This window comes from Streptomyces sp. Ru72, from assembly GCF_002920635.1.
Lineage (GTDB): Bacteria > Actinomycetota > Actinomycetes > Streptomycetales > Streptomycetaceae > Streptomyces.
On sequence record NZ_PQSR01000010.1, the window covers coordinates 36,223 to 55,742 of the forward strand.

The following is a 19,520-nucleotide window of genomic DNA, read 5'->3' on the forward strand; positions in this document are numbered from 1 at the left end:
GGCCTCCATCGACGCGGAGCCGTCGGCTCGAGCTGCGAGGAAGCAACCTTGATGCACTCATTTCCGTCCGTGGATGCGCATATGTTCGCGCTTCGCGCGGAGCCGCCACTACTGCTGCCGACATCCAAGACTGGGAAGGGCGGCGGAGACGGACGGTCCGGGTGGGACGCTGATGCTCTGCGCACCTGGATGACGTCGCGTCAGTTCGGGTTCCGCTGCACCGTCGAGCCCCGGATCACGAGGCTGGTGGGAATGATGCACGAGGGGGCCGCGTTGGGCGATCCGCGCACGTGGTCCAGCAGCAGACGCGCCGCCGCCGCACCCATCTCCCGCATCGGCTGCCGGATGGTGGTCAGTGCAGGATACGTGTACGACGCCATCTCGACGTCGTCGAAGCCCACCACGGCGACATCCTGCGGAACCCAGAGACCAGCCTCGTGCAGGGCGGCGAGCACACCGGCCGCCGAGGGGTCGTTGTGCGCGAAGACCGAGTCGAACTCCAGGCCGTCCGCGAGAACACGCGCTACCGCGCTCCGGCAGCGGTCGAACTCGAAGTCGCCGCAGATGATGCTGCGTCGGCCGATCTCGATCCCGGCTTCCGCGTAGACGTCGACGAAACCGCCCAGCCGTTCACGGGTGCAGCCGAACGCCTCGGGACCGGTCACCACCAGAGGACGACGACGCCCGATGTCCAGCAGGTGCCGTGCGGCCTGTTCGCCCCCCTCCCGGTCGGTGGTGGCCACGTAGGGGAGTCCGGGGCGCTGGAAGCGGTCGTCGATCAGCACGACCGGCAGCCCCGCTTCGTGCAGTTCCGTGATGTATTCCAGGGCGCCCTCGGGCTCTGCCGCCAGCAGGCCGTCGAAGGACTTGGCGGCGACCTGCAGACCGAGCCTGCGCAGTGACTCCTCGTCGCGGTTCCAGGTCAGCATGCGCAGTCCGAAGCCCTCGGTCTCCAGCGTCTCGACGACCGCCTGCACGATGCCGGACCAGGCCCGGGCCACATCGGGGACCAGCATGCCGATCATCTGTGTGGTGCCGCGTGCGAGCCCGACCGCCCCGGCGCTCGGTACGTAGCCGAGTTCCGAGATCGCCTCGCGGACCTTCAGGGCGGTCTTCTCGTTGATCTCGCCTCTGCCGTTCAGCACTCGCGAGACCGTGGTCTTGCTGACGCCGGCCCTAGCGGCCACGTCGGCGATGGTGACTCCCATGCCACCTCCTCCCACTCCACACAGAGGCGGAAGACGCCCTCCCGCACCGAGGGCCGATCGTACAGAGATCGTGGTGGAACCGGTACCGGGAGCGGTTACGGAACCGGTTTCGGTACCGCCTCCGGGCGGTGAAGGCACCGTGAGGCTCGCCTCGTCAACACACCGGGAGCAACTCTTCCACCGGGAGAAGGACGTCAGCCGTCCTCGGGAGCGGGGAGTTCGCCGGAGCCGCGGGCGAGGTAGTGGGTGGGCAGTACGTGGTGACGGGCGGGTCCGGCTTCACCGTCGAGTCGGTCGAAGAGCAGGCTCGCCGCCTCCCTGCCGATGGCGGCGTGGTCCTGGGCGATCACCGAGATGCCGGGTTCGAGCAGGTCGGCGAGGGGCAGGTCGTCGAAGCCGATCAGCGCCACGCGGCGCTGCAGCCGAAGCTCCTGCAGGGTCCGGCGGGCTCCGATGGTCAGGAGGTTCTGGCCTGAGACGAGTGCGGTGGGCGCGTGGGCGAGGGCAAGGAGTTCGCGGGTGGCCCGCTGGGCGGCTTCCGCGCCGTGCAGGTCGCGCCGCACGAGGGAGGGGTGCAGGACGCATCCGGCTTCGGCGAGCCCCTCCACGAAGCCTGCGTAGCGCTCTTCTGCGGTCCAGATCGCGCGGAGGTCCCCGAGGAAGGCGATGCGCCGGTGACCTGCCTGGTGCAGCCTTTCCACCGCCGCCCGCACGCCCGCCCGGTTGTCCACCGTCACGGTGTCCACCTGCGGCGCCGTGCCGGGGCGGTCCACGCAGACGACGGGTGTGCCGGCGCGGCGGGCCGCGTCGAGGTCGATGTCGTTCTGGCCGGTGGGCACCACGATGAGGCCGTCGACCCGGCGGGCGGTGAACGTTTTCAGCAGACCCCGTTCCCGGACCGGATCCTCGTCGGTGGATGCGGCCAGGACCAGTACGCCGCGGTCGGCGGCGGCGTCCTCCACCGCTCGGTGCAGCGCGGCGGAGAAGGGGTTGGCCGCGTCTTCCAGGACCAGGCCGAGGGTGTGGGTGCGGCGGTCGGCCCGGCGCAGGCTGCTGGCTGTCAGATCGTGGCGGTAGCCGAGCAGTTCGGCGGCGCGCGTCACCCGTTCCGCCAGGTCTGGCGTGACGGGCTTGCCGTTGACGACCCGTGAGACGGTGGCGACCCCGACCCCGGCCATGGTCGCGACGTCGCGCATGGTCGCCGGTCGCCGACCTGTGTCGTTCTGCTGGCTGGACAACGTTCTCTCCCAGGGTCAATGGCACCGTGCAGCCGTCTCGATCCTTCCACTCAGGGGTTTTCCTGCACAGGGTCTGGACTTCGGCGACATGTTGCCCGTACGTTCGGCGAAACGTTTCCAGCCGCCGTCTGGAGCTGCCGGTGCCGTGCTGCCCCCACAGCCGGGCTCGCCCGTGGCCTTGGACGAGGCCACGGACGAGCCGCCGCCCCGTACCCGCATCCGACACGCGTCAAGCGCCACTCGTCATGCGTCAGCCCCCTGCGGCTGAGCCGAAGCCCGCACGCCTGCAAGGAGCGCCATGTCCAGAACCATTCGTCCGCGCCGCAGACTCCTGGCCGCGCTGGCCGTCCTGTCCGGGCTCGGACTGGTCGCCGCCTCTCCTGCCATGGCCGACACGCTCTACCACGAGCAGTACCGCCCCCAGTTCCATTTCACCCCGGCCCAGAACTGGATGAACGACCCCAACGGCCTCATCTACTACAAGGGCCAGTACCACCTGTTCTTCCAGTACAACCCGTCCGGCAACACCTGGGGCAACATGTCCTGGGGCCACGCCGTCAGCACCGACCTCGTCCACTGGAAGCAGCTCCCGCTGGCCATCCCCCAGGACGACCAGGAGATGATCTTCTCCGGCAGCGTGGTGCTGGACAGGAACAACACCACCGGCTTCGGGACCAAGGACAACCCGCCGCTGGTCGCCGTCTACACCAGCCTGGTGAAGTCCACCGGCGTCCAGAGGCAGTCCCTGGCGTACAGCACCGACGGCGGCACCACCTGGACCAAGTACTCCGGCAACCCGGTCCTGGACCTGAACTCGACGAACTTCCGCGACCCCAAGGTCTTCTGGTACGCCCCCACGCGGCGCTGGCTGATGGCGGTCGCCCTCGCCGACCAGCACAAGATCTCCTTCTACAGCTCGGCCGACCTCAAGCACTGGGCCCACCAGAGCGACTTCGGCCCGGCCGGCGCCACCGGCGGAGTCTGGGAATGCCCGGACCTCTTCCCGCTGCCGGTCGACGGCAACCCGAAGAAGACCAAGTGGGTCCTGGCGGTCAACCTCAACCCGGGCGCCATCGCTGGCGGTTCCGGCGCCCAGTACTTCGTCGGCGACTTCGACGGCAAGAAGTTCACCTCAGACGACAGCGGCACCTACACGCCGCCGAGCGGCACCGTCATGCAGGACTTCGAGTCCGGCTCGTTCGGCGACTGGACGGCCACCGGGAGCGCGTTCGGCAGCGGGCCGGCGACCGGGCCGGTGGACGGCCAGCAGGCCGTCACCGGCTTCGAGGGCCAGGACTTCGCCAACAGCTTCCACGGCGGCGACGCCTCCACCGGCACGCTGACCTCACCCGCGTTCACGGTGACCAGCGACTACATCAACTTCAAGGTCGGCGGCGGCAACCACCCGTACCAGCCCGGCTCCATCCTGGGCGACGAGCCGGTACCCACGGGTGAGACGCTCGCCGACTTCGAGGGCAACACCTACTCCAGCCCGATCGGCGACTGGACCACCACCGGCGACGCCTTCGGCACCGGACCGGCCCAGGGCACCCTCCCCAACCAGCAGCAGGTCTCCGGCTACCTGGGCCACGGGCTCGTCAACAGCTACCTCAACGGCGACGCCTCCACCGGAACCCTCACCTCGCCGACCTTCACCATCGACAAGAAGTACCTGAACTTCCTCATCGGCGGCGGCTACCACCCCGCAAGCTCCGACGCGGCCACCGCGGTGGAACTCATCGTGGACGGCAAGGTGGTGCGCTCCGCCACCGGCCCCAACGCCGAGGCCCTGAACTGGGCGTCGTGGGACCTGTCCGACCTGCAGGGCAAGCAGGCCCAGATCAAGGTCGTGGACGCCGACACCGGCGGCTGGGGCCACATCAACCTCGACCAGGTCGTCCTCTCCGACACCCAGGCGAAGCCCCGATCCACCGAGACCGGCGTCAATCTGCTGGTCGACGGCAAGGTCGTCCAGAGTGCCACCGGAGCCGACTCCGAGAACCTCGACTGGGCCTCCTTCAACACCACCGCCTACAAGGGCAAGAAGGTCCAGGTCCAGATCGTGGACGCCAACACCGGCGGCTGGGGACACGTCCTCGCCGACGAGTTCACCGCTGCCGACAAGCCGGCCCTGTCCACCACCCAGCGCGCCCACTGGCTCGACTACGGCGCGGACTTCTACGCCGCCAACACGTGGAACGACGCACCCGGCGGCCGGCGCGTCATGATCGCCTGGATGAACAACTGGAACTACGGGCAGGCCGTTCCCACCAGCCCGTGGCGCAGTGCCGACTCCTTCCCCCGCCAGCTCTCCCTGCAGACCGTCAACGGCAAGGTCCAGCTGATCCAGCAGCCGGTCCGCGAACTGACCTCCCTGCGCGGCTCCGGCACCCTGGTGCCCAGCACAAGCGTCGCGAGCACCACCACGCCGCTCGCGGTGCACGGCAGCAGCCAGGAACTCCAGGCCGACCTCACCGCCGGCACCGCCGACCGCTTCGGCCTCGACGTCCGTACCGGTGGCGGGCAGCGCACCCGCATCGGCTACGACACCGCCACCGGCGAGGTCTACATCGACCGCACCGCCTCCGGGGCGACCGACTTCGACCCCACCTTCCCGGGCGTTCAGCGCGCTCCCCTCGCGCTCGACGGCGGCTGGCTGAGCCTGCACGTCCTCATCGACGCCTCCTCCGTCGAGGTCTACGCCCAGAACACGCGCGGCGAACAGGTGGTCCTCACCGACCAGATCTTCCCCGACCCCTCCAGCACCGGCGTCGACGCCTTCGCCGAAGGCGGAACCGCGACCCTCAACCACCTGCAGGCGTGGCAGCTGAACTCCATCTGGCCCTGACGAGCCTCGGGTCCGTGCGCCGGGTGGCCCGGAGGGCTTCCGGCGCGCGGGTGTCGGCGGGGGACCGGTGTCCCGGAGCGCTGCTTGTGATCAGCCCTGCCGGGCGACGTCGGCGGGTCGTTCCTCGAGGGCTGCCGCCACGCACTCGAGATCGGTGAGGGGCGCTGCCAGGTACTGGGGCGGGATCGCCCCGACCATGCGCTGCTCGATGGCGTAGTCGGCGGCCCGGGGCACGGCCAGGCGCGCGTGGCCCGCTTCGGTGAGGTGGCGGGCCGGGCGCGGCGGTGTCCGGTGGTGGCGGGCCGGGTGATGAGCCTGCCGCCTGCAGGCCCCCGCGCGCCCCGCAGGCCGACGTTTCCGGACCGCAAGGTTGCGGCCACGCGGGGGAGGGCGGCGCTGGACGTGCCGGAGTGCGGGCCCAGGAGCTGGAGGCAGGTCCGTTGGCAAGCGCCTCCAGGCGGGCGGCTCAGGCGGGGAAGCCGTAGGTGTAGCCCTGGGCGTCCAGCTGGTTGAGGAGACGGGCGAGCGCCTGCACCGTCTGCGAACGGTCACCGCCGCCGTCGTGCATCAGGATGATCGCGCCGGGGCGCAGGTCCTGGTTGATGTTGCGCAGGATGCCGTCCACACCCGGGCGCCGCCAGTCATTGGCGTCGTCGCTCCAGCCGAGCGGCTGCAGGTGATTGGCGCCGGCTATCCCCCGGATCGTGGGGCTCCAGTCGCCGCCGGGTGCCCGGTAGTACATCGGCTTCGCGCCGTTCCCCGCGGCATCGGTTATCTCACGCTTGGCGTCGACGATCTCGCGGATGTTGTACTCGACCGGCTTGCGGCTCTGCTGCTCGTCATGATGGACCGAGTGGTCGCACAGCCGGTCCCCGGCCGCGACGATCGCCTTGGTCAGATACGGGTACCTCCGGGCGAGTGGCCCGATCTCGCAGAAGGTGGCCTTCGCGTGGTGCTGGGCGAGGAGCGCCAGCACCTGCGGCGTCCACCGCGGGTCAGGGCCGTCGTCGAAGGTGAGCGCCACGGATTTGCCGCTGCCCTCGACACCATGGCTGACCAGCACGTCGTATCCCGCCGGGGCGCTCGGCAGCTGCCCGAAGGCATGCGCCGAGCCGGACCGCGGAGCAGGCCCGGACGGCACCGCGGGGGAGCCTCCACCACGGCCGGGCTGCTTCCCTCCTGCCGCGCGGCCGGATGCCGACGCGGACGGGGAAGCGGACGAGGGCGACGGCGTCTGGGACGACGTGCGCGGCTCTGGAGAGGATCGCTTCGCCGGGGCAGTGGAGCTGTTGGGTGAGCCCTGGGGTGTGTGCCCGCCTGCGTGCGGCCCGCACGCCGTGAGCGCGGCTCCCGCGATCGCCGCCGTGATGGCGGCCGCCGTCACCGCCTTGATGCTGGCCGATGCCACTGATTTACCTCCGTCGGCGCCACTCGGTGCCCGAATCGGTGCTGGTACTGGTCACGTCGACGCGCAGGCAGGGCCGAGCGCGGGCGCACCGCCGGTCGATGGCACGGCGGCGTCCGCAGCCAGGTCAGCTGGAGATCTGCGTCCCTGCGCGTCGGTGCCCAGGGTTTACCGGTCGCTCCGAGCGCTCCGGGGAGTCGGTGTGGCGGCGGGCCTCATCGCCCGGCCGCTGATCCCCGCTCTCATCGGACAGGACCAGTACACACGTTTGTACCTAATGTCCGACCACGATAAAGGACACTCGTCGCCGTGCTTAAGAATTCCAATGGGTGACGAATGTCGCATTGTGTCCTGAGGTGAAAGGGCCCGAGCAGAAAACAGGACCGGAGTGAATACAGGACCGGAGCGAATAACCGAGTCGCTGGGCGGCCCGGCCTGCCCCGTCGCGGACGGAGTCGGCGCCGTAGTGGGGGCGCGTCATCTCATCTAGAGATCACCCGGCTATCCCAGGCTCTTCAGCCGTGTCATGGCGCCGACGAGAGCGTCGCGGCAGAACGCGAGGTGATCGGAACCGTAGCCGCGCGGCCCGCATTCGATGACGAGCAGCAGGCCCAGGTAGAGGTGGTAGAGGGCCAGCCGGTGCCGGAAGGCGGGACTGAAGTCGAGGCTGCCTCCGGCCGCGATGTAGCCGGCGACAAGGTCGCTGTCGGGGTCGGTGTCGCCGCCGAAGGCCAGGGAAACGAGCTCGGCGGCCGGGTCGCCCCAGAATGCGCGTTCGTGGTCGATGAGCCCGGTGATCCGGGCGTCGTTCCCGTCGGCGCCGAGGTCGACGAAGATGTTGCCCGGCCAGAGGTCGAAGTGGACGAGCCGGGGCTCGGTGACTTCGTCGAGGGCGTACCCGCCCTCGGCCACCAGCGCCCGAATGTCGGCCGGCGGGACGTCCAGCGGGGACTGCCAGCGGTCGGTGTCCTCGAGGAGCGCGTCCACCATCGCGGTGAACGCCGTCCGCCAGTCGGGGGCGGAGAGCCCGGATTCACCGGCTGGATAGCCGAACCGCCCGTCCTGCGGGGCCAGGGTGTGCAGACGCGCGGTGATCGCACCCAGCTCGCGGCGAAGCGCCGCCCCGGCGGAGGGGCGGACGCGATCGGCCACCTTGTCCCACGGGATCCCCTCCAGGACGGAAAGGGCGAGGAAATCCTCCCCGGCATAGAGCAGTTCCGGCGTCGGCACACTGCCGCGAGGGAGGGCCGCGAGCCGCCGGTAGACCATGGCCTCCGTGGCGAGGATGCCGCGCTCGTACCGGAGGACCGCCGCGCCGGCCGGAGGGGCGAGCTTGACGACGGCTGGTCGCCCGTCGTCGAGCAGGACGCGGTAGGCGCTGTTGAACCAGCCGTCGGTCAGCTCGCTCTCAAGGCGGCACCCGATGCCCGCAGTGCTGCGCAGCAGAGCGTCGAGCTGGTCGGGGGACATGTGGCGCTTGGTCTGGCTCTGCACGGCGGCACACTTTCGGTTGCGGTCGGAGCATTGGCTACGGTGGCGCACGGCACCGAGGCGGCTCGCCTGCGTCCCGCTGGTCGCCCAGGGGAAACCGCCTGTGCTCGGTTCAGTGCCGGCGAGGCAGGTCGCCTGCCGGCGTGCCGGCGGGGCTCGTGCGGAGGGTTCCGTCCGCTCCGACGAGCCGGAACTGCCAGGGCCGGGGACTGTTGCTGGAGCCCGGGAGGAGATCGCCGTCGCGGCGCAGGGGAGCGGGCCGTCGCACCCGGTCCGTCGGCGCGCGGGATCACGAGCGTGCGTTCCGCGCCCCCGGCGAAGGCGTGGAGCCGCGACGCGACACCGTCGGCCCAGGCCGGGAGGGGGTGCTGGTCCGCGGCGTCGCACGGGATGACCGAGTCGGGGCGGGCGGGCAGCGGCAGGGTGTGGAAGCCGTGGTGTCCGCGCACCCGGCACGGGCCGGTGAGCTGTCGGTGGCCGTCCGTGAACTTCATCGGCCAGGTTCCGCCGTGCGCGCACGGTGAGCGGCGATCAGGCCCCGGTACCAGTGGTAGCTGTCCTTGGGGGTGCGGGCCAGGGTGCCGTAGTCGACGTGGACGAGGCCGAAACGCTGGTCGTAGCCGCGTGCCCACTCGAAGTTGTCCAGCAGCGACCATGCGTAGTAGCCGCGCACGTCCACACCGGCGGCGACGGCGTCGGCCACGGCGGTGAGGTGGTCGGCGAGGAAGCCGATACGGTCGGGGTCGTGGACCTGGCCGTCGGGCGCGACCGTATCGGCCTCCGCCGACCCGTTCTCGGTGATCCAGATCGGCGGCGCCTGCGGATAGCGGACGTGGAGGTCGCAGAGCAGCTCGGTGAACGCGGACGGGACGACCGGCCAGCCCATGGTGGTGTGCCGGGTGCCGTACGGGTCGAGCTCGGCCACGCCGATGTCCACGGCGGTGCGCTGCTCGGGGTCGGCCACCCGATGCGGCGCGGCGGCCACGGTGGTGGGCCGGTAGAAGTTGACGCCCAGGAAGTCCAGCGGGGCACCGATCAGGTCCAGGTCGCCCTGCAGCCGCCAGGGGCCGTCGGCGAGTCCGGCCCATGTCTCCGCCTCGTGCCGCGGGTAGCGTCCGGCGAAGAGCGGTTCCGTCCAGATGTCGTTGTGCAGGGTCTCGGCACGACGCAGGGCGGCGCGGTCCTCGGGCCGGTCGGAGGCGGCATGAATGCGGTCGAGGTTGAGCGTGATCCCGACCTCCCGTGCGCCTGCGGCACGCAGCTCCCGTACCGCGAGGCCGTGACCGACCAGCAGGTGGTGTGCGGCCGCCAGCGCGCCACGGCCCTCCTCGGCCCCAGGCGCGTGCCGCCCCTCGGCGTAGCCCACGAAGGCGGAGCAGAAGGGCTCGTTGAGCGTGATCCAGCGGTCCACCCGGTCGCCGTAGCGCTCGGCGGCGAGGGCCGCGTACTGCGCGAACGCCTCGGCGGTTTCTCGTGCACGCCAGCCTCCTCGGTCCTCCAGGGCCTGTGGCAGGTCCCAGTGGTAGAGGGTGACCGCGGGTGAGACGCCGGCGGCCAGCAGCTCGTCGATCAGGCGGTCGTAGAAGTCCAGGCCCTTGTGGTTGACCGGTCCGGTGCCTTGGGGCAGCAGGCGGGGCCAGGCGATCGAGAAGCGGTAGCCGTCCACGCCGAGCTCGCGCAGCAGGGCGACGTCCTCGCGGTAGCGGTGGTAGTGGTCGCAGGCGGTGTCGCCCGTGGCGCCCTCGAGCGTACGCCCGGGGGTGTGGCTGAAGGTGTCCCAGATGGACGGGCCACGCCCGTCCTCGGCGTGGGCGCCCTCGATCTGGTAGGCCGCGGTGGCGGCGCCGAAACGGAACCCGGCGGGCAGTACCGGGAAGGGCGGGGAACTCACGTGGCGATTCCTTATGGGTCTCTTCGAGGTCATGGCTGGGACCAGCTCGGGGGCAGCCGGCGGACATGCCACCGGCGCACGGCGGCCGAGGCAGCCCGGGCGGAGTGCTGCCTCGTGTGTGCGGTAGGGCCGCGTGTGTGCCGCCCTCGCGGCGTCCGCGTCAGCAGCCGCTCGTGATCGGGCGAGACGGTCGTTCCCCGAACGAGGCGGGTGGCTCGCGGTGCAAGGGTCACTGCTCGGGTGCGAGCCCGCGCTCCGCCAGCCAGTCCAGTTGGACGGGTGGGTTGGAGCCGCAACCGCCGCCGTGGTCGGCGAACGGCCAGACGGTCATGGTCCGGTCCTCACCCGCGTAGTGGTTGAAGGCGGCGTAGACCGTGCTGGCCGGGCAGATCGGGTCCATCAGGCCGACGCTGAACAGGGCCGGTGCGGTGGCCCGCTGGGCGAAGTGGACGCCGTCGAAGTAGTCCAGGGTGGCGAAGGTCGGCTCCACGCGGTGGCGGCTGTGCCAGCGCAGGTACTTGGCGATTTCCGGGTAGGGGCCCTCGCCGGTGATCTGGACGGCGCGGCGGAAATGGCACAGGAACGGCACGTCGGGCATCACCGCCGCCACCCTGTCCCCCAGGAGGCCGGCGGTGGCGAGGGCCAGCCCGCCGCCCTGGCTGCCACCCGCGACCACGATCCGGCGGGCGTCCAGGCCGGGCAGTTCCGCGACTGCGTCCACCGCCCGCGCGCAGTCGGTCATCAGGCGCCGGTAGTAGTAGTTCTCGGGCGAGTCGATGCCGCGGGTCATGAATCCCTCGGCCCACTGCGTGCCGTCGCCCAAGGTCCGGTCCGGGGTGTCGTGGCCCTGGCCGCGGCTGTCGACGACGAGCTGGGCGTAGCCGGCGGCGGACCAGAAGAGGTGGTCGGTGGGCACACCGCGGCCGCCGCTGTAGCCGATGTAGGTGACGACGACGGGCAGCGGGCCTTCGGCTCCGCTCGGGCGGAGCAGCCAGGCGGCCACCGGTTCGCCGTTCCAGCCGGGGAAGCGCAGGTCGTCCACCTCGACGGTGCGCAGCCGGAACCGGTCGGTGACGCGCTCGGCCTTCACCGCCCCACCCTGTGATCGGGCGTCGTCGAGGGTGTGCTGCCAGAAGGCGTCGAAGTCGTGCGGTGCGGTCGACACCGGTCGGTAGCCGACGAGTTCGTCATGGCCGAGGTCGGTGAGAGGCATGGGGACTTCCTCCGGATGGAGAGACGGTGAAGCGGCGGGGTGATGGAACATGAACAGCACGAGAACTCCTGGGCATGGGCGGTGGCCGTCACCGCCCGAGGACGAGCGGCCGCCGGTCCGGGAGGCGGACGCTCAGCCGTCCGCCTGGGAGGAGTCGAAGCGGAACGCTGCGAGGCGGATGCGGCCGTGAAGGACCAAGGTCAGATCGTGCAGGCCGGCCTCGACGCCGGACAGCTTCGTGGCGACCGTGGTCCAGGCGTACTGGTCGCCGGTGACCGGCACCGCGATCCGCGCCGGCTTCCGCTCGCCCACCCGCAGCTCCACGCTCGCCTCGCCTGCAGCATCGCCCTCGCGGGCGACTTCGGCCTCGAACCGAACCGCTCCGGTCAGGTCGACGGAGCGGAACAGCAGCGTGGCGGGGCGCGCCGGATCGGCGGGGGCGACCGCGTCGCCGGAGGCTCGGGTGGCGTCGACGAGGGTGAGGTCCGCGTGGTCGTCGAAGTCGACGGCCAGGGTACGCCGGTCGACGACCGCGCGGGGGCTGGGCGCGGGCCCGGTCACGGCGAGCCGCGCGGTGCCGACGATGTGCTCGGCGGAGCGCGCGAGCAGCACCTCGTAGTCACCGGGGTCGACGGTGAAGGCTCCGGTGGTCACGTCCCAGTGGGCGAGCCGTTCGGCGGGGAGCCGGAAGGTCAGCTGCCTGCTCTCGCCCGGGTCGAGCCGGACCTTGCGGAAATCGGCCAGCCGCAGCCGGGGCGCCTCGTAGCGGGCGTGCAGCGGCCGGACGTAGAGCTGGACGACCTCGCTTCCGGAACGCGCGCCGGTGTTGGCGAGCGTCACCGTGACGTCCACCGAGCCGTCCTGGGCCACGGAGTCCGCGGAGAGCCGCAGGTCGCGGTAGGTGAAGTCGGTGTACGACAGGCCGTGGCCGAACGGGTAGAGGGATGCGGCGCGGTGGTACTGGTAGGTCCAGCCGGCCTTGATGACGTCGTAGTCGAGCGGGTGCGGCAGCTCGTCGTCGCCGCGGTACCAGGTCTGCGGCAGTCGCCCGGCCGGGTCGGCCTCGCCGAACAGTACGGCGGCCAGCGCGTGGCCGGTCTCCTGACCACCGTGCGAGGTCCACAGCACGGCCGGCAGGTGGGCGTCGGCCCAGTCGACGGCGTAGGGGTAACTGCTCATGACGACGAGTGCGGTCTCCGGGCGGACCGCGGCAACGGTGCGCAGCAGTGCTTCCTGGGTCTCGGGAAGGGCGATTCCGGTACGGTCCTCGGTCTCGCGACCGTTGATCATCGGGTGGTTGCCGAGGACGACGATCGCCACGTCGGCCTCCTCGGCGGCGGCCCGCGCCTCGGCCGCGCCGTCGTGCAGCAGTTCTCGCTGCCAGCGCTCGGCCGTCGCGGGGCCCTCGGCGGTGACGCGCACCCGGCCGTCGGCGGGATCGAGGACGGCGTAGCGGCCGGTGCGCACGTTGCGGAGCAGGAAGGTGTCGCCCTCACCGTCCGGGGCGGGCTCCAGACGGAAGGTCTCGTTGACGAACCAGTTCTTCAGCAGCGTCTGTTCGGCGACGAGCGAGGCGTCGTCCTGAAGGCCGAGGTAGCGGCCGGTCGCGGCCTCGCACAGGGTGAGGACGCCGTCGCCCCACTCCTGGATGTCGAAGGCGGCTGCGCCCAGCGGCTCGCCGGTGGTGCGGGAGCGCAGCGCGATCCGGTCGGCACCCTGCACGCAGACCACCTCGCCGCCCGCCTGCGCGAGCGCGGCGCGCAGACCGGTCGCGATGCCGACCTGGTACGGCAGGGTGCCGCTGTACCAGTCCTCGTACAGGGTGTCGGCGTGCGGGCCGATGACCGCGACCCGCAGTACGCGGGCCGGGTCCAGGGGCAGCAGGCCGTCGTTCTTGAGCAGCACCACCGACTCGGTCGCGGCGCGTCGGGCGAGGGCACGGTGCTCGGGGCAGTCGATCACCTCAGGGCCGATGCCGGCGTACGGGTCGAGGTCCGGGTCGAACTCACCGAGACGGAAGCGGACCTGCAACTGGCGGCGCACCGCCCGGTTCACGTCCTCCTCCTCTATCAGTCCGCGCTCCAGCGCCTCGCGCAGTCGTCCGATCACGGTCGCGCTGTCCTCGCGGTGGTCGGTGAAACTGTCGATGCCGGCTTTCAGCGCGGCGGCATGGGACGTGGCGTGGTCCTCGAAGTAGTGCTCCATTTCCACCAGGTTGGAGGGCGCCTGCTCGTCGCTGACCACGAACAGTTCGTGGCCGGTCTTCCGCGCCCAGCGCCGCAGTTCGTCCTCGAGGAGCGGACTGACATGGCACGGGCGGCCGTTGACCAGGTTGTACGCGGCCATCGCGCCGGTGGCCGCGCCGGAGGCGATGATCGGGCGGAAGGCGGCCAGGTCGTACTCGTGCAGCACGCGGGGGCGCAGGCCGGAGGAGGTGACGCAGCGGCCGTTCTCGTTGTTGTAGGCGAGGAAGTGCTTGAGCACCGGGGCGGCGCGCAGGTAGGTGGGATGGTCGCCGGCCAGGCCCTGGCAGTACGCGGTACCGACGCGTGCGGTGTGCAGCGGGTCCTCGGAGTAGCCCTCCTCGTTGCGGCCCCACCGCGGATCGCGCAGCAGGTTCACCACGGGCGACCAGATCTGCAGGCCGTTGGGGCCGAACCCGGTCGTGGTCGGCCGGTGCCGGTGGAGAGCGCGCAGTTCGACTGAGACCGCCTCGGCGACAGCGCGCACCAGATCCTCGTCCCATGAGGCGCCCAGCCCCACGGCCTGGGGAAAGACGGTCGCCGCCCCCATCCCGGCCACACCGTGCAACGCCTCTGTTCCGGTACGGAACGAGGCGATGCCCAGGCGTGGGACGGCCGGGACGTACTGGTGCAGCAGGGCGAGCCGCTCGTCCAGTGTGAGCCGGTGCAGCAGGTCGTCGACGCGCTCGCTCATCGGAAGGGCGGGATCGCGGAACGGCAACCCGACTTCGGGCAAGGCACGCATGGACGGGCTGTTCACGTGGGAACCCCTTGTGTCTGAGCAAGGTGGGAAAGGTGTGGGGGCGGCGCTGTGGCGGCGCCTGTGTCGAAGCGCTTCGAAAGTGCCATGGAGCCGACTGGCTGTCAATCGGCCGGTGACCGTTTTCGTCGTCTCTTAACCCGCCTCAGCTGCCTGGACACCGGATAACTCAGAGGAGCGGGCAGGTCGGAACCGGTGCCGAGGGAGAAGGAGGAGAGTTGTGTCAGACCGCTTGTCGCGTGCGATTCCCGGCGTTAACGTTAACGCTGTCGAAGCGCATCGACTGCCTCGTCCCGGCCACCTACCGTCCGCCTCCGAGTGACCCACCGTGCCTCCTCCTCTGCACCGCGCGATGTGCGCGGAGACGTACCTTTCCCTGTCAGAGCTCTCCGCGGCCAGCGGGGCCACTGATCGCCATGTAGAGCTGTCGCCCCACGCGCCGGCCATCCAGTGAAGAGGTGGCAAATGCCGCCTGACGGGGATCGGCGGCACACCGGTTCCGGGCCACGGCTCGCGTAACCGACGGCGTCATCCGCGACAGCGGCGCCGGACCACCGTCCCCGAGCCATGGGCACGCAGGCTGCCGGACCTGGTCGACCTTCCGCCGGACGATCGTCGGCCGGCGGATGGCGAACCACATGCGGACCGAACTCCCGCCGGACGCCCGGAGAGGGTCCTGCGACGGAGACGGATCAAGAACGACTCCGGACTCATCCATCGCGTGATCGCGGCTCGCGATACGTATCCATCCGGAACGCCGAGCGGCTCACGGACATCCGTGCCGCCGCCTCGGTCGGCTCCGCCGTGGACAGCAACGACAACGCGACGGCCGATGGCCGCGGCCCTGAAAGGCCCTTCAAGGTCGAGCTGATCGAGATCCAAGGCCCCTGGCGGGACTTCCAGCACGTCGAGCCCGGCGATCTTCCAGTGGGGCACGTGGTACAACGAGGAGCGACTCCACTCCGTCCTCGGCCACGTGCCGCCCGCCGGGCACGAACGCGTCTGGTGGCGGCAACAGGAAGCCACCCCGCAGTCCGCTTGGGACAAGATCGCCGGACTCTACGCACGCGGGGTAGCTCATTCACCTTCTCGGCGAGGCCATGCTCGGCCAGGGTGGCCAGGGCGTCGGCGATCGCGCCGGAGGATTTTTCGACCACGCGGCTGATCTCGCTGGAGCGAACCCCGCCGGCGGAGAAGCCTCTCCGGTCAGCCGACGCCCTGCAGGCGCCAGATCTGGTTCTTCTTGGTGCTGAGGGCGCTGACCGGATCGCAGGTCCACTGGTGGATGAGGGCTCGCGGCTGGGTGGAGACGTCGGAGACGTCGACGCACTTGCCGCTGTGGACGGCGACGAGTTGGTAGTCCTGGCTGTTGCCGAGGGCTGTGACGGGGTTGAGGGTGAACATCTGGTTGGTGGCGCCGTTGCAGGTGTACTGGATGACGGCGGCGCCGTCGGCGGTGGAGGCGCCGGAGACGTCCAGGCACTTGCCGCTGAGTTCGTTGACGACGGTGTAGGTGTTGGTCCGGCCGGCGACCGGCTTGAGGTCGAGCATCTGCTGGTAACCGCCCTCGCAGTAGTACTGCTGGTACTGGGTGCCGTTGGCCGTGCTGAGATTGGTGTCGTCCAGACACTGGCCGCTGTTCTCGCTGACCGCCACGGTGGAGACGGTGGTGTTGGACGGCGGGAGCAAGGTGATGGTGTAGCCGTCCTTGGCGTTGGTGTAGGGAACGGTCAGCGAGGCGGCGTTGTTGCTGACGGTCACGGTGGTATCGGAGACGGTGGTGGGCCCGGTGACCGGGGCGCCGTTGTCGTAGGGGATGCGCTGGACGACGGCGCGCACCTTGCCGTTCTCCACGACCGAGGTGGTGTTCAGTCCGGTGAGGTTCACGGTGACGTTGCCCGCGTTGCCGTTGCTGCCGATGAGGACCTTGGCGTTCCTGGCGGTGTTGTCCTTGGTGGCCAGGCCGTCGGTGTTGCTGCCGGGGGTGTAGTTGACGATGTTGCCGGTCTGGGAACCGTAGTAGCGGTACATGAACCACTCGCCCAGCGGCAGGTACTGGCCGGAGCTGTTCTTGGTGAGCAGGTGGGCCTCGTAGTCGTGGAGATTCGTGCCGGAGGCCCAGTTGCCGCGCAGGCCGTCTGCGCCGGCCCGCTCCAGGCGGCCGATGAACCAGGCGCCACCGCCCGGGGACTGCATGGACAAGGTCGCGTACTCGTTGATCTGGTACGGGCGGGTGTTGGTCAGGCCCGCCGCGGAGAGGGTGGAGTTGGCGCGGCCGACATCGGTGACCGGGTCACCGGGTTCGTCGTGCCAGCTGTAGATGTCGGGGGCGACGTTGTTGGCCTTGACGTAGTTGAGGTAGGTCGTCCACCAGGTGTTGGAGGAGTTCGGCTGGCTCGCGATGCTGGGGCCGACGATCAGCTGGTTCGGGAACGCCGCCCGGACCCGGGCGTAGAAGCGCGACCACATCTGCAGGTACTGGGCCTGTGACGGCGCCCAGAAGCCCTTGCCGTCGGGCTCGTTCCACAGGTCCCACTCGACCGTCATGTTGTTGGCCTTGACGTCGCCTATGAGCTGCGTGACGAAGTTGTCGAACTGCGTCCAGTCACCGTTGTCGCCGGGCCAGCCCTGGCTGGTGGTGCCGTCCGCGCCCCACAGGTCGTGCGGGAGCAGCACGAAGGTGCCGCCGAGGGCCACGGTGCGCTTGTACTGGGCGAGCGTGGCGTTCCAGCGGGTCTGGTAGTCGGCGAGGCTGGTCGCGTAGCCGCCACTGTTGAGCTGGGCGCCCCCGGCCCGCATGAAGTGCCACTTGATGTCCTTGAAGAAGTGGTCCTGCGGCAGCGAGCCGTCGGGGGTCATCCCGTAGATCATGCCCGAGGCGCGGTAGGCGGGGGCGCCTCCGGCTGTGGCGAAGTCCACCGTGACGCTGGTGTCCACCGCGTGCGCAGCCGTGCCGGGCAGGGCGGCGGCGCCGAGTGAGGCGAGAAGTACGGCGAGCGCCGTGGCCGTGCGGCCTCGGGGACGCCGTGCCGTTCGGGGTCTGCCGGTGGGGCCGGCCGGTCGGAGAAAGCGGGGGAGGGGCATTGACGGTCTCCAGGATCGCAGTCCGGGCGTGCTTGCTCACTGTCTTCCGACCCGTCCACACGTGCCCTGTGTGCAGAGGAGCGAGGAGGGGTGACGGGCCGTCAGAGGGGTAGGGCCGGGCGCATCGAATCGGTTCGCGACCGGAAAAGCTAGAAGCAGGCGTGAGCGAGCGTCAAGACTTCGGACAGAGACCGCAGGTGAGCCGAGAGTGCAGGACTGGCGCGGGCAGAATTGTGCCTGCCGCTTGCGGATGGATCCGTCGTGTCAATCCTCTTAAAACGAACCGGTTCGACATCTTGACGTCCATCCGGAGTTCGTCGACAGTGAGGGCTTATTCCGAACAGCCGCGTGACAGCCGGTTCGCCCTCCGAATTGTTAGCGCTAACAATTCGCGGGTGGCCCGCCGGCGGAGCCGCTCGCCCGCCCTCAGTCCCCATCAGCCGTCCGCAGCCCACCGCCAACCCGGTTGGCGGCGCGGCTCGCTGTCCCGTATCGATGAACAAAGGAGTTCATGGTGCCTGCGCTGCACGTTTTTCGCCGACTGCGCCGGGGGCTGGTCGTCTCCTTGGCCGCGGTGGCGCTCGCCTTCACCAGCCTCATCGCCTTCAGCGACGCCTCGCACGCCGCCGCACAAGGGCCCTGCGACATCTACGCGGCGGGCGGAACGCCGTGCGTCGCGGCGCACAGCACCACCCGCGCGCTGTTCGCCTCCTACAACGGCCCGCTCTACCAGGTGCAGCGGGCGTCGGACAACACATTGCAGAACATCGGGGTGTTGTCCGCCGGAGGTGTCGCCAACGCCGCGGCGCAGGACTCGTTCTGCGCGGGCACCACCTGCACCATCACCCGCGTCTACGACCAGACCGGCGGCGGCAACACCCTGGTCTACCAGGGCCCTGGCGGGACCGGCGGCGCCGACACGGCGGCCACCGCGACCACCGAAGCGATCAGTGTGGGCGGCCAGAAGGCCTATGCGCTCTACATCAACCCGGGCAACAGCTACTTCGCGTACAACTCCTCCGGGGGCGTGCCGACCGGCAGTTCACCCGAGGGCGAGTACATGGTCACCAGCGGCACCCACGTCAACAACGGCTGCTGCTTCGACTACGGCAACACGGAGATCGACCACAAGGCCGACGGCAACGGCGCCATGGACGCGATCAACTTCAGCACGGAATGCTGGTTCGGCGGCTGCAGCGGAACCGGGCCGTGGGTGCAGGCGGACCTGGAGAACGGCCTGTTCTCCGGCGGCAGCAAGACGTGGAACCCCAACCAGGTCTCCCAGACCAGCCGTTTCGTCACCGCGATGCTCAAGAACAACGGCACCACCCAGATGGCGCTCAAAGGCGCCGACGCCCAGTCCGGGAGCCTGACCCAGCTCTACAGCGGCGCACTGCCCAGCGGATGGAACCCGATGCACAAGCAGGGTGCCGTCATCCTCGGCAGCGGCGGCGACTGCTGCCAGACCAACCGCAACGCGAGCGCGGGCACCTTCTACGAGGGCGCCATGGTCACGGGCTACCCCTCCGACGCCACCGACGCCGCGGTCCAGGCCAACATCGCCGCGGCCGGCTACAGCACCACCACCCCCTTCACCCCGGGCGCGAAGGTGTCGCTGCAGGCCACCACCTCCTGCTGCACCGGCGACTACCTGCAGCACGACACCAGCGACGACAAGGTCGTGATCGCGCCGGTGACCTCCGGCAGCTCCGCCACCGTCAAGGGCGACGCCACCTGGATCGTCCGCGCCGGTCTGGCCAACAGCAACTGCGTCTCCTTCGAGTCGGCCAACACGCCCGGCAGTTACATCAGGCACTACGCCTTCCAGCTCCACCTCCAGCCCAATGACGGCACCAGCCAGTTCGCCGCCGACGCCACCTTCTGCTCCAAGCCGGGAAACAGCGGCACGGGTTACTCACTGCAGTCCTTCAACTACCCGGCCAAGTACATCCGCCACTACAACTTCACCGGCTACATCGCGAGCAACGGCGGTACCAACGCCTGGGACAACCCGACGTCGTGGGCCCAGGACACCAGCTGGCTGGCCGCAGCGCCCTGGAGCTGACGAGCAACCAGCCCCGGGTCCGGTGCCGAAGAGGGGCGACTCCACACCGGACCCGGAGGCGTCAACGCAACCCG

The 19,520-nt window shown here is 70.2% G+C and carries 11 protein-coding genes; 2 read left to right on the forward strand and 9 right to left on the reverse strand.

Annotation, left to right across the window (positions count from 1 at the left end):
- Positions 1-200 precede the first annotated feature (200 nt).
- Together C3488_RS07210 and C3488_RS07215 are read right to left on the reverse strand one after the other, a co-directional pair.
- Complete coding sequence (locus C3488_RS07210; protein ID WP_103838474.1) at positions 201-1,208, reverse strand: LacI family DNA-binding transcriptional regulator; 1,008 nt, start codon at positions 1,206-1,208, stop codon at positions 201-203.
- Positions 1,209-1,402: 194 nt separating this feature from the next.
- On the reverse strand, positions 1,403-2,446 hold the full coding sequence (locus C3488_RS07215; RefSeq protein ID WP_258053324.1) for a LacI family DNA-binding transcriptional regulator: 1,044 nt from the start codon (positions 2,444-2,446) through the stop codon (positions 1,403-1,405).
- A gap of 298 nt (positions 2,447-2,744) precedes the next feature.
- Between C3488_RS07215 and C3488_RS07220 the strand changes: the two genes are divergently transcribed.
- On the forward strand, positions 2,745-5,294 hold the full coding sequence (locus tag C3488_RS07220) for a glycoside hydrolase family 32 protein (RefSeq protein ID WP_103838476.1): 2,550 nt from the start codon (positions 2,745-2,747) through the stop codon (positions 5,292-5,294).
- 90 nt (positions 5,295-5,384) lie between these two features.
- Here C3488_RS07220 and C3488_RS40410 read toward each other — a convergent pair whose 3' ends face one another.
- The 7 genes from C3488_RS40410 to C3488_RS07255 form a co-directional block, all read right to left on the reverse strand.
- The gene (locus C3488_RS40410; RefSeq protein WP_181138916.1) at positions 5,385-5,528 is read right to left on the reverse strand and encodes a hypothetical protein; all 144 of its coding nucleotides are present in this window, start codon (positions 5,526-5,528) and stop codon (positions 5,385-5,387) included.
- A 232-nt stretch (positions 5,529-5,760) separates the two neighbouring features.
- The gene (locus tag C3488_RS07230) at positions 5,761-6,435 is read right to left on the reverse strand and encodes a polysaccharide deacetylase family protein (protein WP_258053325.1); all 675 of its coding nucleotides are present in this window, start codon (positions 6,433-6,435) and stop codon (positions 5,761-5,763) included.
- Between the two features lie 765 nt (positions 6,436-7,200).
- A complete protein-coding gene (locus C3488_RS07235) occupies positions 7,201-8,193 on the reverse strand; it encodes a phosphotransferase family protein (RefSeq protein ID WP_103838477.1) in 993 nt (330 codons plus the stop codon).
- A gap of 487 nt (positions 8,194-8,680) precedes the next feature.
- On the reverse strand, positions 8,681-10,114 hold the full coding sequence (locus C3488_RS07240) for a GH1 family beta-glucosidase (protein WP_103838478.1): 1,434 nt from the start codon (positions 10,112-10,114) through the stop codon (positions 8,681-8,683).
- 196 nt (positions 10,115-10,310) lie between these two features.
- Positions 10,311-11,294 carry an acetylxylan esterase gene (locus tag C3488_RS07245; protein ID WP_103838479.1) on the reverse strand — a complete coding sequence of 328 codons (984 nt, stop codon included), beginning with the start codon at positions 11,292-11,294 and terminating at the stop codon, positions 10,311-10,313.
- A 132-nt stretch (positions 11,295-11,426) separates the two neighbouring features.
- On the reverse strand, positions 11,427-14,282 hold the full coding sequence (locus tag C3488_RS07250; protein ID WP_103838480.1) for a glycoside hydrolase family 3 protein: 2,856 nt from the start codon (positions 14,280-14,282) through the stop codon (positions 11,427-11,429).
- A 1,221-nt stretch (positions 14,283-15,503) separates the two neighbouring features.
- Positions 15,504-17,381, reverse strand: a complete 1,878-nt coding sequence (locus tag C3488_RS07255) for an RICIN domain-containing protein (protein WP_103838481.1) — start codon at positions 17,379-17,381, stop codon at positions 15,504-15,506.
- Positions 17,382-17,892: 511 nt separating this feature from the next.
- On the opposite strand from C3488_RS07255, the gene C3488_RS07260 reads away from it, so the two are divergent.
- On the forward strand, positions 17,893-19,446 hold the full coding sequence (locus C3488_RS07260; RefSeq protein WP_181138917.1) for an alpha-L-arabinofuranosidase B: 1,554 nt from the start codon (positions 17,893-17,895) through the stop codon (positions 19,444-19,446).
- The last annotated feature ends 74 nt before the right edge of the window (positions 19,447-19,520 follow it).